The 14,146-nt window shown below is 69.4% G+C and carries 12 protein-coding genes; 4 read left to right on the top strand and 8 right to left on the bottom strand.

From position 1 onward, the window contains the following. Positions 1-80 precede the first annotated feature (80 nt). The 3 genes from AB0I12_RS06495 to AB0I12_RS06485 all read left to right on the top strand — a co-directional run bounded on the left by AB0I12_RS06495 (position 81) and on the right by AB0I12_RS06485 (position 3,845). A complete protein-coding gene (locus AB0I12_RS06495; RefSeq protein WP_359925468.1) occupies positions 81-2,777 on the top strand; it encodes a LuxR C-terminal-related transcriptional regulator in 2,697 nt (898 codons plus the stop codon). 173 nt (positions 2,778-2,950) lie between these two features. Next, positions 2,951-3,385: a hypothetical protein gene (locus AB0I12_RS06490; RefSeq protein WP_359925465.1), complete on the top strand. Its 435-nt coding sequence runs from the start codon at positions 2,951-2,953 to the stop codon at positions 3,383-3,385. 10 nt (positions 3,386-3,395) lie between these two features. Then, positions 3,396-3,845 carry a hypothetical protein gene (locus tag AB0I12_RS06485; protein ID WP_359925462.1) on the top strand — a complete coding sequence of 150 codons (450 nt, stop codon included), beginning with the start codon at positions 3,396-3,398 and terminating at the stop codon, positions 3,843-3,845. 27 nt (positions 3,846-3,872) lie between these two features. Here AB0I12_RS06485 and AB0I12_RS06480 read toward each other — a convergent pair whose 3' ends face one another. Continuing rightward, positions 3,873-5,000, bottom strand: a complete 1,128-nt coding sequence (locus AB0I12_RS06480) for a hypothetical protein (RefSeq protein WP_359925461.1) — start codon at positions 4,998-5,000, stop codon at positions 3,873-3,875. Positions 5,001-5,206: 206 nt separating this feature from the next. Here AB0I12_RS06480 and AB0I12_RS06475 point away from each other — a divergent pair, with 206 nt between their 5' ends. After that, positions 5,207-5,662, top strand: coding sequence for a hypothetical protein (locus tag AB0I12_RS06475; RefSeq protein ID WP_359925458.1), 456 nt, complete (start codon positions 5,207-5,209; stop codon positions 5,660-5,662). A 44-nt stretch (positions 5,663-5,706) separates the two neighbouring features. On the opposite strand, the gene AB0I12_RS06470 is transcribed toward AB0I12_RS06475, so the two are convergent. From AB0I12_RS06470 to AB0I12_RS06440, 7 genes are all read right to left on the bottom strand, one after another. Next, complete coding sequence (locus tag AB0I12_RS06470) at positions 5,707-7,101, bottom strand: GH1 family beta-glucosidase (RefSeq protein WP_359925455.1); 1,395 nt, start codon at positions 7,099-7,101, stop codon at positions 5,707-5,709. Positions 7,102-7,111: 10 nt separating this feature from the next. Beyond that, entirely contained in the window at positions 7,112-8,110 is a 999-nt protein-coding gene (locus tag AB0I12_RS06465) for an ABC transporter ATP-binding protein (RefSeq protein WP_359925452.1), read from the bottom strand. Continuing rightward, entirely contained in the window at positions 8,107-9,138 is a 1,032-nt protein-coding gene (locus tag AB0I12_RS06460; protein ID WP_359925449.1) for an ABC transporter permease, read from the bottom strand. The genes AB0I12_RS06465 and AB0I12_RS06460 overlap by 4 nt, the downstream gene beginning before the upstream one ends. 2 nt (positions 9,139-9,140) lie before the next feature. Beyond that, positions 9,141-10,121: an ABC transporter permease gene (locus tag AB0I12_RS06455; protein ID WP_359925446.1), complete on the bottom strand. Its 981-nt coding sequence runs from the start codon at positions 10,119-10,121 to the stop codon at positions 9,141-9,143. Next, entirely contained in the window at positions 10,118-11,131 is a 1,014-nt protein-coding gene (locus AB0I12_RS06450) for an ABC transporter ATP-binding protein (protein WP_359925443.1), read from the bottom strand. The genes AB0I12_RS06455 and AB0I12_RS06450 overlap by 4 nt, the downstream gene beginning before the upstream one ends. A gap of 57 nt (positions 11,132-11,188) precedes the next feature. Beyond that, positions 11,189-12,880, bottom strand: a complete 1,692-nt coding sequence (locus AB0I12_RS06445; protein ID WP_359925441.1) for an ABC transporter substrate-binding protein — start codon at positions 12,878-12,880, stop codon at positions 11,189-11,191. Positions 12,881-13,044: 164 nt separating this feature from the next. Next, positions 13,045-14,094 (bottom strand): LacI family DNA-binding transcriptional regulator, encoded by a 1,050-nt coding sequence (locus AB0I12_RS06440; protein WP_359925438.1) that lies wholly within the window; start codon positions 14,092-14,094, stop codon positions 13,045-13,047. Between the last annotated feature and the right edge of the window lie 52 nt (positions 14,095-14,146).

Below are 14,146 nucleotides of genomic sequence, written 5' to 3'. Positions count from 1 at the left end.
GCCCCATGCTACGCGCATTCGCCCGGCATTACCCCCTTCGGGTGATGCCGTCGGACTCCAGCGGGGTCACGGTATGGCTCATGGGGGGGAAGTTCGGAACCGAGCAGCCCGCTGGGGTCGACGGTGCAGGGTCCGTCGACCCCTTGTCGGCGGTTCGGTTCGGTATCCCGCGCCGTCCGCGGCGGTACGTCGACAGGCCGCGCCTGAACAAGCGTTTGGACCGGGGCGCCGAGCTGCCGCTGACGCTGGTCAGTGCTCCGGCCGGGAGCGGGAAGACCGCCCTCGTTGCCGCCTGGGCAGCGGCCCGGCGGGCAGCGACCGGGCGGGGCATTGCCTGGCTGACGCTGGAGGAGCAGGACGTTCCGGCAGCGATGTTCCTGGCCGAGGTCGTCGAAGCCCTCCGCCGGCAGGGCGTGGTCCTGCCAGGAGCCCGTGACGACACCGCGGACGCCCACTCCCAGCTGCTCACCGAGCTCGCCACGGCGCTGGCCCTGCGGACGCACCCGGTGACGCTCGTGCTGGACGGCTACGAGATCGCCGGCGCCGAGCAGTCGAGCGACCTCGACTTCCTGCTGCAGCACAGCGATCAGCGCCTGCACGTGGTGATCCTGACCCGCGTCGATCCCGCGCTTCCGCTGCTGCGCTACCGCCAGGCAGAGATCATCACCGAGATCCGGATGGCGGATCTCGCCTTCACCGAGGCGGAGACGGCCCGCCTGATCCACCTGTCGCGGATCAGCGTGCGCAGCGACTCCGTCACGGCGCTGACCCGGCGGACCCGCGGCTGGGCGGTCGGCCTGCGCTTCGCGAGCATGTACCTGGAGCGCAGCGACGATCCGGACGAGGCAGTGGCCCATCTCGCCGGCGACAGCGGCAACATCGCCCAGTACCTGTCGGTCGAGATGCTCCGAACGCAGTCGGCCGAAGTACGGTCGCTGCTGCTGCGGACCAGCGTCGTGGACGTGCTCCAGCCCGGGCTGATCGAAGAGCTCGGCGGGCCTTCGGCCGGGCAGACCCTCGTGTCGCTGTCCGCCGGCAACGTGCTCGTCGAGCCGCTGCCCGACCATCCCGGCTGGTACCGCTACCACCCCTTCCTGCGCGACCTGCTGCGCGCCGAACTCGCCTACGAATCACCGCGGCAACGGCAACAGCTGCTGAAGAAGGCGGCCGATTGGTTCGCACGGGAAGGCTTGCTCGAAGCCGCCGTCGGCCTGGCCTCCGAGGCCGGGGCCTGGAGCGACGCCTCGGCGTATGTCGTGGACGGTCTCGCCATCGGCGCGGTCCTGCTCGGTGACGACAGCTGCGGGGTGTACGTGACCCTGCGGAAGATGCCGCCCGACGTCGGCGATCCGGCCGCCAGGGTGGTCAGGGCCGCGCTGGCTCTGACCGACCGTGACACCGCCTGGTGTACCCGCGAGCTGGAGCAGGCCTGTACGTCGCTGGTCCCGGAGTCGGACCACGATCAGGCCGTCGAACTGGCGGCCGACATCGTCCGGACCGTGTGCTCGTCGCTGACCGGCGATCCGCGCACCGCGCTGCTCGCCGACCTGGCCGAGCAGAAACTCGGCACACGGGATCGGCGGAAGCTCGCGGCCCATCCCGAGCTTGCCCTGCTGATCCGGGCCGTCAAGGCGCGGGCGCTCCTGCAGGACGGCGACATCGCCGGGGCACGCGCCGCGCTGGTCGCCGCGGTGGGTGCGGTGGTGCCGGGATACGAGAACCTGACCGCGGCGTGCCTCGGCTACCTCGCGCTGCTCGACTCCGCCGAGGGCGCACTGCGCGACGCTCGCGAGTGGGCGGCTCGGTCGGTCGCCCTCACCGAGTGCGCGGGGGTGCTGGCTGAATGGCCTCCGGCCGCGACCGAGATCGCCCTCGCCGGCGTGAGCATCGAACGTCACGAGCTCCGGGACGGCGACGACCACGTCAGAGCGGCGATGCGGTCGTTCGACGCGTGCGACGAACCTGTCCTGCAAGCCCGGGCGGCCGTGGTACAGGCGCGTCTGCTGGAGGCTCGCGGAGCGCTCGACGAGGCCATGGCCCTGGTCGAGGCGGCCGCCGATCGGACCGGCGTCGACATCGGCTGGCCGGCACGCCCGCTCCAGGTCGAAGCGGCCAAGCTGAAGGTCGCCCAGGGCTGGCCCGACGAGGCGGCACGGATGATCGAGCAGCTGGACGACCGCACCGACGCCGTCGGCACCCTCGTGCTCGGTCAGGCGCATCTGCAGCGCGAGAACTGGACCGGTGTCGCGGCGTCGGTCTCCCGCATTCTTGCTCAGGGCAACGAAATGCCGCTGCAGGCCACGGTCGGCGCCCGGCTGCTGGAAGCGGCGTACGAGTTGCACCGCGGGGAGTCCGGCCGCGCCCGGACCGCGGTCGCCGACGCCGTCCGCCTGGCCCGGCCGGAGGAACTGCGCCGGCCGTTCTGGGAGGCGGCCCCGGCCGTCCGGCAGCTGCTCGAGTCCGACCCGGAGCTGGTCGGCCAGAACCCCTGGCTCCGGCCCGTCCTCGGCCCCCGGACCAGGACGGTCCGGATCCGCACCGCTGCGGCTCCCGGCCGCGCGGACGCCGAGCCGATCATCGAGCCGCTCACTCCGAAGGAGATGGAGGTGCTCGGTCACCTGTCCGAGCTGCTCACCACCGAGGAGATCGCGCTGGAGATGTACGTGTCGGTCAACACCGTACGCACCCACATCCGCAACATTCTCCGCAAGCTCGCGGTGTCACGGCGCAACGAGGCCGTACGCCGTGCCCGGGCGCTCAGCCTGATCCCGGCCTGAGGCGCCGGACACCGCTCGGCCGCGGCGTTTCGGGACCAGATCGTCCGGAGCGGGTGATGCAGGTCCGCGCGGCCCGGCGCATCGTCCGACTAGCGGGCCGGGGAACCGACAGGCCGTTGTGGCCGCCGGACTCCGGACCGTGATGACCCAACATACCCAGGGAGTGAACGACAGTGACCCAAGGGGCAGCAGCATCGCACTACGACGCCGCGGGCGAGGAACACGAGACCAGCAGCTGGGCGGTCGGTTTCGTCCTGTTCGCCGGCGTCATGATGATCATGGCCGGATCCTTCCAGGCGTTCTCCGGCCTGGTGGCGCTCTTCGAGAACGAGTTCTACGTCGCCACCCGCAACTACCTGTTCCAGTTCGACGCCACCGCCTGGGGCTGGATCCACCTGATCGGCGGTGCGCTGGTGGCGCTGGCCGGCTTCGCGGTGATGGCCGGACAGACCTGGGCGCGGGTGGTCGGCATCATCCTGGCGGTGCTGAGCGCATTCGCCAACTTCACCTTCATCCCGTACTACCCGTTCTGGGCGATCATGATCATCGCCGTCGACGTCTTCGTGATCTGGGCACTGGCCGTGCACGGTCGCGACCTGAAGGCCTGAGTCGACGCCGATGGACGCCGAACGGAAAGGGCTGGCGCTGTCCGGGTTCGTCGTGTTCGCCGGCGCGATGCTGATGGTGATCGGCCTGGTGAACGTCTTCCAGGCGTTCGTCGCGTGGTTCGCCGATGACCGGCTGGCCGCGAAACCGGAGCACTTCGTCGTCGTGAACACGACCGCCTGGGGGTGGGCCCTGCTGATCTCCGGCCTGCTCCTGATGGCCGTCGGTGGCGGCCTGCTCGCCGCCACCGGCTGGTCGCGGATCGCCGCGATCGTGGTGGTCTGCCTGCACGCCGTCTCGCAGGTCGCCTCGTTCGGCGCCTACCCGGTCTGGTCGCTGCTGATGATCGCGCTCGACGTGATCGTGCTGTGGGCCCTCACCGCGCGGTGGTCCGACGTCCGGGACCGCCTGGGCGGCGTCGGCGACGCTCCCTGGAGCAGCGCCCAAGGTCCGCAGGTCTAGACCTGGAGGTTCAGGGCCGGCGCCGGGTCACTCGATCCGGCGCCGAGTCTCGTCGACGTACGGCAGCGGGTCGCCGGAGGCTCGCGCACCCGAGGCGAACCAGGCAGCCAGCCCGTCCGGCGATCGCCGGTGCAACTCGTCGAGATACCGCTGCCGCTCCTGGACCACGGCCAGTCGCGCACTCGCCGTCGAAGCAGCCTCCAACCGGAAGAAGCTCCGGCGCCACTCCAGACAAAGCGCCTCATCATCCAGCCGCGCAAGTTCCGCCGCCGCCCCCGACTGCGCCGCCCCCGACTGCGCCGCCGCGGCCTGCCCGTCGCCCGCCCGGCCCCCCACCGGCCACACCTCGCCCCGCTGCGCGTCGTCCGCCTGGGTCTCGCCGGGCTCCGCCTGCCCCGGCTGTACGCCGTCCGGCTGAGTCTCGCCGGGCTGCGCGTCGTTCGGCTGCGCGTCGCCGGGCTGCGCGTCGTTCGCCTGGGTCTCGCCGGACTGCGCCTGGCCCGGCTGCGCCTCGTTCGCCTGAGTCTCGCCTGGCTGCGCGCCGTTCGGCTGTGCGTCGCCGGGCTGCGCGTCGTTCGCGTGGGTCTGGCTGGACTGGGCTTCGCCGGACTGTGCCTCGTGCGGCCGCGCCTCGCCGGGCTGCGTCCCGCCGGACTGTGCCTGGTGTGGCCACGTCTCGCCGGGCTGTGCGTCGTTCGCCTGGGTCTCGCTCGGCTGCGGCCCGCCGTACTGTGCCTCGTGGGGCCGTGTGTCGCCGGGCTGCGTCTCGTCGGGGAGTGCTTCGTGGGGCCGTGTGTCGCCGCGGTGGGTCTCGTCGGGCAGTGCTTCGTGGGGCTCTGTGTCGTTCGGCCGGGCTGGTGGGAACCAGCGTGCGCGTACGAGGGCTGTGAGTGAGGGCATTGTCACGGCGAGGATCAGGGCGATCAGGAGGCCGGCGGATCCGAAGGCTGCGATCAGGCCGGCTATGGCGGGGCCGAGGACGGCGCCGGCGCCTGTCGTCTTGGCGATCTTGCGACCCGCCCCCTGGACGTCGTCGCCCGACCAGACGGATGACGCGACGACGGCCGCCACCAGCGTGCCGAACGCCACCAGCACGACCGCGGCCGACCAACCCCACCAGGCGAAGATGCAGAGGATCCCGATTCCGGCCGTCACGCAGGCACAACACCACCAGACCAGCCGGCCCACGCTGCGTGGTCCGCCGGCCCCGGGCTGGTCGGCACCGGATCGCCGTGGCGTCGCACTCACCCTCAGGAACCTGTCACCTCCCCGCCTGACCTGCCTCATCCTCGCCGGATGAGGCACGCGGGGCCGACGCGGCGAAGGCTGGAACCGACGATTCCGTCGAGGGGAGACCGGCCATGTCGCACACGAGACCGCACGAAACCGCCGACGTGGCTGAGCCGGAGAAGCCGTACCACGTCCAGCCCACGGCGATGTCGGCCTGGGTCGGCTGGATCGCGTTCGCCGGCGTGATCATGGTGCTGCTCGGCATCTTCCACGTGCTCCAGGGGTTCGTCGCCCTGTTCGAGGACGGCTACTTCCAGGTCGACAAGTCGCACCTCACCGTGCAGGTCTCCTACACGGTCTGGGGCTGGGTGCACATCATCGGCGGCGCCATCGTCGCGGGCGCCGGTATCGCGGTGTTCGCCGGCCAGCTGTGGGCCCGGATCGTCGGCGTCCTGGTGGCGATGGCGAGCGCGATCGTGAACGTCGGATTCCTGGCCGCGCACCCGTTCTGGTCGGGCATCATGATCCTGATGGACATCCTGATCATCTGGGCGCTGACCGTCCACGGCCGCGAGATCAAGGAGTAGGCGCCGCTCCACGGGCCGGTGATGCCGGCCCGTGGGACTTCACGTCACGCCGTTCGGCCGGCCCGGTGGAGTGCGGCGAGCTGCTTCAGGTGGAGCGCGCTCTGTTTCGGCGTCCGGGTCTGGGTTTCATAGTCGACCCGGACGATGCCGAAGCGCTTGACGTACCCGTAGGCCCATTCGAAGTTGTCCATCAACGACCAGGCCAGGTAGCCGCGGATGTCGGCGCCCTGCGCGATCGCGTCGGCCACGGCACCCAGGTGGGACGTGAAGTACGCCGTCCGGCCGGTGTCGTCGACGTACCCGTTCTCGTCGGCCACGTCGTCGAAGGCGGAGCCGTTCTCGGTGATGACCATCGGCAGGCCGGGGTAGTCACGGGCGATGCTGAGCAGCAGGTCGGTGAATCCCTCGGGGACGATCTCCCAGTCCATCGCGGTGCGCGGCCGGCCCAGCGGCACGTCGCGGCTCACCGGAAGGCCGTTGCCGTCGACGGTGCTGCCGTCCTCGGCGTACCCGGTGAACTTCTGACTGAAGTAGTAGTTCACGCCGAGCACGTCGATCGGCGCCGCGATGATCTCCAGGTCGCCGTCCTCGATCGGCAGCTCGACCCCTTCGCGGGCGAGGTCCGCGACCACGTCGGCCGGGTAGTGCCCGTGGACGAGCGGGTCGAGGTAGATCCGCCGGCCCATCCCGTCCGCCCGCCGCGCCGCGTCGACGTCCGGTGCCGCGTCCGAGGCCGGGTACGCCGTCGCCACGTTGAGCGTGATCCCGATGTCGAGCTTGCGCGGCGCGGCCGCGCGCATCTGCTGGGTCGCGAGCCCGTGGCCGAGCAGCAGGTGGTGGACCGCGGCGATCGCGGCCGGGTACTCGCGCCGGCCCGGGGCGTGCAGGCCGTAGGCGTAGCCGAGCATCGCCGAGCACCACGGCTCGTTCAGCGTGGTCCAGGTGTTCACCCGGTCCTGCAACGCGTCGAACACCAGCATCGCGTACTCGGCGAACCGGTACGCCGTGTCGCGCACCGGCCAGCCGCCCGCGTCCTCGAGCTCCTGCGGCAGGTCCCAGTGGTACAGCGTCACCCACGGGTCGATGCCCTGGGCAAGCAACTCGTCGACCAGCCGGTCGTAGAAGCCGATCCCGGCCGCGTTCACCGGGCCCTTGCCGCGCGGCTGGACCCGGGGCCAGGCCACCGAGAAGCGGTACGTGTCGAGGCCGAGGTCCTTGATCAGCGCCACGTCCGCCGGCATCCGGTGGTAGTGGTCGCACGCGATGTCGCCGGTGTCGCCGTTGTCGATCGCTCCCGGAACCCGGCAGAACGTGTCCCAGATCGACGGCGTCCGGCCGTCCGCGCTCACCGCACCCTCGATCTGGTACGCCGAGGTTGCGACACCCCACCGGAAGCCGGACGGGAACCCTCCGACGAGGGTCTCAGGAGTGGTGCTCATCTTCGCCTTTCTAGGCTGTGCGGCCGGGGAGCCAGCACGCGACAGATCGGTTGGGGTCCTTGCGGGCCGACGGGATCTCCAGGACCGGGATCTCCGCCGAGCAGCGCTCGAACGCTTGTGGGCATCGCGGATGGAACGAGCAGCCCGACGGCATGCCGCGCAGATCGGGTGGTGAACCAGGGATCCCGGAGAGCTCGCGCCGTTCGCCGCGCAGGGCGGGGAACGACTTCAGCAGGCCTTCGCTGTAGGGGTGCAGGCTGTCGGTGTAGAGCTCCTTGGAGCGGGCTTCCTCGACGATGCGCCCGCCGTACATGATCGCGATCCGGTCCGAGAACTCGACCAGCAGCGACAGGTCGTGGGTGATGAACAGCACCGAGAACCCGAGCCGCTCGCGCAGTTCGACCAGCTGCGCGAGGATCTGCCGCTGCATCACCACGTCGAGCGCGGTGGTCGGCTCGTCCATGATCACCACCTGCGGCTCGAGGACGAGCGCCATCCCGATCATCACCCGCTGCCGCATACCGCCGGACAGCTGGTGCGGGTACGCGTCCATCCGGTCCGCGGAAATCCCGACGAGTTTCAGCATTTCCTGAGCCCGCGCGATCCGGGCCTGCGGGGACAGCTGCGGCTCGTGCGCCTTGATCACGTCGAGCATCTGGGTGGAGACCTTGTGCACCGGGTTCAGCGAGTTCATCGCGCCCTGGAACACGATCGACGTCTCCGCCCAGCGGAATGTCCGCAGTTCCGCGTCGGTCAGCGCCATCACGTCGTACGGATCGCCCGACGGCGGGTGGTAGACCACCGACCCGCCGCTGATCACGCCGGGCGGCGGCAGCAGCCGGGTCACGCCGTAGGCCAGCGTCGACTTCCCGCTGCCGCTCTCGCCGGCCAGGCCGAGGACTTCGCCGCGGTGCAGCGTCAGGTTGACGTCACGGACCGCCTGCACGGCTTCGTCACCGAGGCCGTAGTCGACGTGGAAGTTCTTGATCTCCAGCACCGGCGTCTTCACGCGACCTCCTCCTCACGGCGGCGTACGACGGGGGTCACCGGCGCCTGTTTCGACGACAGCACCGGCGTGAAGCCGACCCGCATCCGCACCGAGTGGCCGTCCTTGGTCTTCACCCGGGTGCGGCCGCTGCTGCGCAGTCGTGGGCTGACGAACTCGTCGATGCCGAAGTTGATCAGCGACAGTGCCGTGCCGAGGACCGCGATCGCCAGACCGGCCGGGACGAACCACCACCAGGCACCCTGGGCCAGCGCCTGCTGGCTCTGCGCCCAGAACAGGATGGTTCCCCAGTTCCACTCGGAGATCGTGGAGATCCCGATGAACGCCAGCGTGATCTCGGACATCACCGCGAAGATCACGGTGCCGACGAAACCGGAGGCGATGATCGCGGTCAGGTTCGGCATGATCTCGAAGGTGATGATCCGCCAGGTGCTCTCGCCGGTGGCCCGCGCGGCTTCGACGTAGTCGCGGCGGCGCAAGGACAGCGTTTGCGCTCGCAGCACCCGGGCGCCCCAGGCCCAGGACGTCAAACCGATGACCAAGGCAACCATCAGGTCGCCGGCCGAGGGGATCGTGGACGCGACGATGATGATCAGCGGGAGCGCCGGAATCACCAGGAAAACGTTGGACAGCGCGGACAGGCTGTCGTCCGCGGCGCCGCCGAGGAAGCCCGCGCTGACGCCGATCAGGATCGACAGCGCGGTCGCGACGAGGCCGGCCAGCAGGCCGACGAACATCACGCCGCGGGTGCCGACGAGCACCTGGCTGAAGATGTCCTGCCCGAGGTGCGTGGTGCCGAACCAGTGCTTGCCGGACGGCGCCTGGATCAGGTCGCTGCTGCGGGCGGACGGGTCGTACGGCGCGGCCCACGGGCCGATGATCGCGATCAGGCAGAAGAACGCGAGCACGACCAGGCCGGTCGCGGCCTTCGGGTTCGCGACGAACCGCAGCCGGCGGCGTTTCGCGGGCGCCGCCGCGACCTCAGGGCCTTCGGGCGTGACCGCGGTGATGGTGGTGGCTGGTGCGGACATCGTCAGCCCTCCTTCCGGGTCCGCGGATCGAGCAGGAGATAGGCGACGTCGGCCAGCAGGTTGGCGACCAGCACGGACAACGTGATGACCAGGAAGACGCCCTGCATCAGCGGGTAGTCCTTGGCGCCGACGGCCTGGAACAGGTTGTAGCCGATGCCCGGGTAGGAGAACACGATCTCCACCAGCAGCGTGCCGCCGACGATGAAGCCGAGCGACAGCGCGAAGCCGGAAACGTTCGGCAACAGGGCGTTCCGCGCGGCGTAGCTGACCATTACCCGGCGCTCGGGCAGGCCCTTGGCGTGTGCGACGGTGATGTAGTCCTCGGAGGACACCGTGACCATCATGTTCCGCATGGTCAGGATCCAGCCGCTGACCGAGGAGATCAGGATCGTGATCGCCGGCAGCAGGCTGTGCTGGATCGCGCTGCCGATGAACTCGCCGCTCCAGCCCGGCACCAGCCCGGGCTCGTAGCCGCCCGAGGACGGGAAGAAGCTGTCCGGTCCGGCGAGCAGCGTGATCGCCAGCAGACCGAGCCAGAAGTACGGGATCGACGACAGGAACGTCGTCACCGGCAACAACCCGTCCATCACCGATCCGCGCCGCCAGCCGGCCAGGACGCCGAGTGACGTACCGATCATGAAGCTGGCGAAGGTGGTGATACCGACGAGCGCAATCGTCCAGGGCAGGCTCTGCCGGAGGATCTCCGAGACCGGGGTCGGGAAGAACGTGAACGACAACCCGAGGTCGCCGCGGAACACCTGGCCCCAGTAGTCGACGTACTGGCTCCACAGCGACGCGTTCTTGTCCAGGCCGAACAGCACGTAGAGCGAGTTGATCGCGTCGGTGCTCATCTGGCCCTGGAACTTGTTGATCAGCGACGTCACCGGGTCGCCCGGGATCAGCCGCGGGATGAAGAAGTTGATGGTCAGCGCGGCCCACGCGGTGAAGACGTAGAAGGCCAGCCGCTGCAGGAGGAACTTCACTTGGCCGTCCCTTCTTCGTAGAGCCAGCACGCGGCCCAGTGACCGGCGACCGGCAGTTCGAAGCGGGGCGGCAGATCGGTCGAGCACTTGGGCATCGCGTGCACGCAGCGCGGGTTGAACCGGCAGCCACTGGGCGGCGCGATCAGGCTCGGCGGCTCGCCGCCGGCCTGGTCCTCGGGTGTACCGAGCTGCCCGAGCCGGTCGGGGTCCGGCGCGCTGTCGATCAGCAGCCGCGTGTACGGGTGGGCCGGGTGCTGCGTGACGGTCTCGGAGTCGCCGCCCTCGACCATGCGGCCGGCGTACATCACCAAGGTCTCGTCAGCAAAGTACCGGGCGGAGGCGATGTCGTGGGTGATGTAGAGGATGGCGAGGTTCAGCCGTTCCTTCAGGTCTCGCAGCAGGTTCAGGACGCCGAGCCGGATCGACACGTCAAGCATCGACACCGGTTCGTCGGCGAGGAGCGCCTCGGGGTCCGCGCCGAGGGCGCGGGCGATCGAGACCCGCTGGCGCTGACCACCGGACAGTTCGTGCGGGAACTTGTCCAGGTAGCGCTCCGGGGGAGTGAGCTGGACCTGCGCCAGGAGGTCGCGCAGGTTCTGCTCGAGATCGCCTTCGCGGCCGTGGATGCGCAGCGACCGGGTCAGGTGGTACCGCACGGTGTGCGTCGGGTTCAGCGAGGCGAACGGGTCCTGGAAGATCATCTGCACCCGGCGCGCGTAGGCGCGGAACTTCCGGCCGCCGTGCACGGTGATCGGCTCGCCGTGCAGCCGGATCTCACCCGAGGTGCGTCCGTACAACTGGGCCAGCAGCCGCGCGACGGTCGACTTGCCCGACCCGGACTCGCCGACCAGCGCGGTCACCCGGCCCCGGCGCAGCGTCAACCGGACGTCGTCGACGGCGTGCACGGCCTTGTGCTCGCGGGACAGCAGATCACGGATTCCCCGCCGTACCGGGAAATGCTTGGTGAGGCCCTCGGCCTCCAGAACAACCTCGGTCTCGGTGACCGTCATCAGTCTCTCCTCAAGGCGACGGCGCCAGGCCCGTGGGCCTGGCGCCGTGCACCGCTGTTACTGGCTGCCGGCCGGCTTCAGGTTCAGGATGATCTGCAGAGCGTTCTGCTGGGTCGGCTGCGCCGGCCCGTACTGGTTCTGCTCGTCGGGCCAGCCGACCCAGTTCTTGGTGCTGTAGAGACCGCCGACGTTGGACGCCGAGGTGGGGATGATCGGCATCTGCTCGACCATGATCTTCTGCAGCGTGTTCAGCGCGGTGGTACGGGTCGCGTCGTCCGCGGCGTTGGCGTACTGGTCCAGCGCCTTGGTCGCCTCCGGGCTGTTGAACCGGCCGTAGTTGCCGCTCACGCCGCCCTTGCCGACCGGCTTCAGGATCTTGCCGTCCATGATGTTCTGGTAGATGTCGTACGGCGTCGCGCCGCCGTTGGTCCAGTGCATCGCGGCGTCGAAGTTGCCCTCGTCGATGTTCTTGAACCACGCGTCCTGGTTGGCCTTGTCGACGGTCGCCTTGATCCCGATCGTGGACAGGTTGTCCTTGATGATCTCGAGGTCGGTGATGTAGTCGGACCAGCCGGCCGGGTCGGTCAGCGTGATCGTCACCGGCTTGCCGGACGGGTCCTTGAGCGCGTCGCCCTCGAGCTTGAAGCCGGCGTCGGTGAGCTCCTTCTTGGCCGCCTCGACGTCCACCTTGTGCTTGAGGTCCTTGTACTCCGGCGCGATGAAGGACTCACCGGCCGGGGTCGGGATGCCGGTCATCGACTCGACCTTCGGGTAGAAGTACCCGGCCTCGCCCTGCTGGAAGATGTCGTCGCGGTTGATCACCAGGTTCATCGCGCGCCGCAGGGCCGGGTTGTCGAACGGCTTGCGGGTGGTGTTGATCCACAGACCGTGGATCCCGAGGTTCGCCGGGAACCACAGCTTGTGGTTCTTCGGGTCCTTGTCCTGGTAGACGGCCTTCACGTTCGGGACGAAGACGAAGCTCCACTCCGAGGCGCCGTTGGCCAGCGCGGTGGTCTGCGCGTTGTTGTCGTTGTACGAGGTGTACCGCAGTTCCTTGACCTTGGGCAGGTCCTGCCAGTACGAGTCGCGCAGCGTCAGCGTCGTGGTCTGCGGGGTGAACGACTTCACCGTGTACGGACCGGTGCCGATCGGGCTCTTCAGGGTGTCCTGGCTCGGGTCCTTGATCGTCGACCACTGGTGCTTCGGGATCACGAACACGGTCAGGATCTTGTTCTGGTTGGTGAACTGCGACCGGGTGAAGGTCAGGTCGACCTTGTTGCCGGACGCGGTGATGGTGCCGTACGGGATCGCGTCGGAGTTCAGCGCCTCGTTGTCCTTGCGGATCTGGAACGAGTACGCCACGTCGTCGGCGGTCATCGGCTGACCGTCGGAGAACTTCACGCCGTCGCGGACCGTCAGCGACAGCTTGGTGTAGTTGGCGTCCCACTTCCACTCGGTCGCCAGCCAGGGCTTGCCGGGTTCGGTCGGCTTGATCCCGTTGATCATCACCAGCGGCTCGAAGATCATCCAGCGGTAGCCCAGCGAGGCGCCCGAGGAGGAGCCGAGGAACGGGTTGTGGTTCTCGGTCTGCGGACCGTTCGGCATCCCGACGTTGAGCACGGTCGCGCCTGTGCCCGATCCGCCGTTTCCAGAGCTGCCTGACTTCCCGTCCCCGCTACTACAAGCAGCCAGGGTGGCTGCCGCGAGCAGGCCCGCCAGGGCCAGCGCGACGCTACGTCGTGCTCGCATCGGTTCCTCCTGTGTTCCAGTTGACGGATGGCCCACCCTGAGCCGGTGGGCCAGTGCATCCTGGCGTGAGAACGCTCTCATCGGAAGAGCGAACGCCATATCGGTTCGGTGTCGAGGGGTGGTTCCGGCGGCGGGACAGGGGCAGCTGCCCCGCCGCCGGAGATCTACCGGTGGGACCGGTTCTTCGGGGCGGGGGCGGTCCCCAGTGGTCGACTCTTCGGGGCGGTTGAGCTGCGGACGATCAGCGTCGTCGGCAGCACCTGCGGGGTCTCGGGCAGCGGCGTGCCGCCGAAGTACCCCATCAGCATCCGGGCCGCGGTCTGACCCATCTGGCGCATCGGCTGATGCACCGTGGTCAGCGGCGGTTCGGTGTGTTCGGCGTACGGGATGTCGTCGAACCCGACCACCGACACGTCGTTCGGCACGTTCCGCCCGGTCTCCCGGACGGCCTGGACGGCGCCGCCGGCGGAGAGGTCGTTGTGGGCGAAGATCGCGTCGAACTCGAGTCGTTCGCCGAGCGCGTGCTGGACACCGCGACGTCCGCTCTCGTAGGTGAAGTCGCCTTCGAACACGAGTCTCGGGTCGAGCTCGAGGCCGGCCTCCGCATAGGTGTCGCGGAAACCGTCCAGGCGTTCGTGGGTGCAGCCGAAGCGCTCGACGCCGGTGATCACCAGCGGCCGGCGGCGACCGAGCTCCAGCAGGTGCCGGGCGGCGGACTCGCCGCCGGCGTAGTTCGTGGTGGCGACGGACGGGAACTGCGGGCGCTTGTCGCGGTCGTCGATCAGGACCACCGGCAGACCGCGCGCATGGAGTTGCTCGATGTAGGTGAGCGTGCCCTCGGGCTCGATCACCAGCAGGCCGTCGAACGACTGCGCCGAGACCTGGGACGCGAACTGCTGCATGGATTCCTCACCCCGGTTGAAGGTGAACAGCAGCAGGCCGTAGCCCTCGCTCTCGACCACGTCGACCGCGCCCTGCAGCACCTCGCCCATCCAGGGCCAGGTGAGCGACGGGACCAGCATTCCGACGATCCGGGTCCGGCCGCGGGCCAGGCCGACCGCGCGGGCGCTCGGCACGTACCCGAGCTCGGCGATCACCTGGCGGACCCGCTCGGCGGTCCGCAGGTCGAGCTCGCCCTTGCCGTTGAGGACGCGTGACACGGTCGTCTTGCTGACGCCGGCACGGGCCGCGACATCGGCGATGGTGATCGACACGCTGACTCCCCTCGGGCGGTAAGGGTGGCGCTCTGGATGGGACGGAACCGGT

It is taken from the genome of Kribbella sp. NPDC050459 (assembly GCF_040655315.1).
Taxonomy (GTDB): domain Bacteria; phylum Actinomycetota; class Actinomycetes; order Propionibacteriales; family Kribbellaceae; genus Kribbella.
The sequence above is the reverse complement of the archived record's forward strand: the minus strand, read 5'-3'. Positions and strand labels throughout refer to the sequence as shown.

Coding starts and splice junctions, on each gene's coding strand:
- AB0I12_RS06495 (WP_359925468.1), top strand. CDS start 81: ATGGGGGGGAAGTTCGGAACCGAGCAGCCCGCTGGGGTCGACGGTGCA.
- AB0I12_RS06485 (WP_359925462.1), top strand. CDS start 3,396: ATGGACGCCGAACGGAAAGGGCTGGCGCTGTCCGGGTTCGTCGTGTTC.
- AB0I12_RS06475 (WP_359925458.1), top strand. CDS start 5,207: ATGTCGCACACGAGACCGCACGAAACCGCCGACGTGGCTGAGCCGGAG.
- AB0I12_RS06470 (WP_359925455.1), bottom strand. CDS start 7,101: ATGAGCACCACTCCTGAGACCCTCGTCGGAGGGTTCCCGTCCGGCTTC.
- AB0I12_RS06460 (WP_359925449.1), bottom strand. CDS start 9,138: ATGTCCGCACCAGCCACCACCATCACCGCGGTCACGCCCGAAGGCCCT.
- AB0I12_RS06450 (WP_359925443.1), bottom strand. CDS start 11,131: ATGACGGTCACCGAGACCGAGGTTGTTCTGGAGGCCGAGGGCCTCACC.
- AB0I12_RS06445 (WP_359925441.1), bottom strand. CDS start 12,880: ATGCGAGCACGACGTAGCGTCGCGCTGGCCCTGGCGGGCCTGCTCGCG.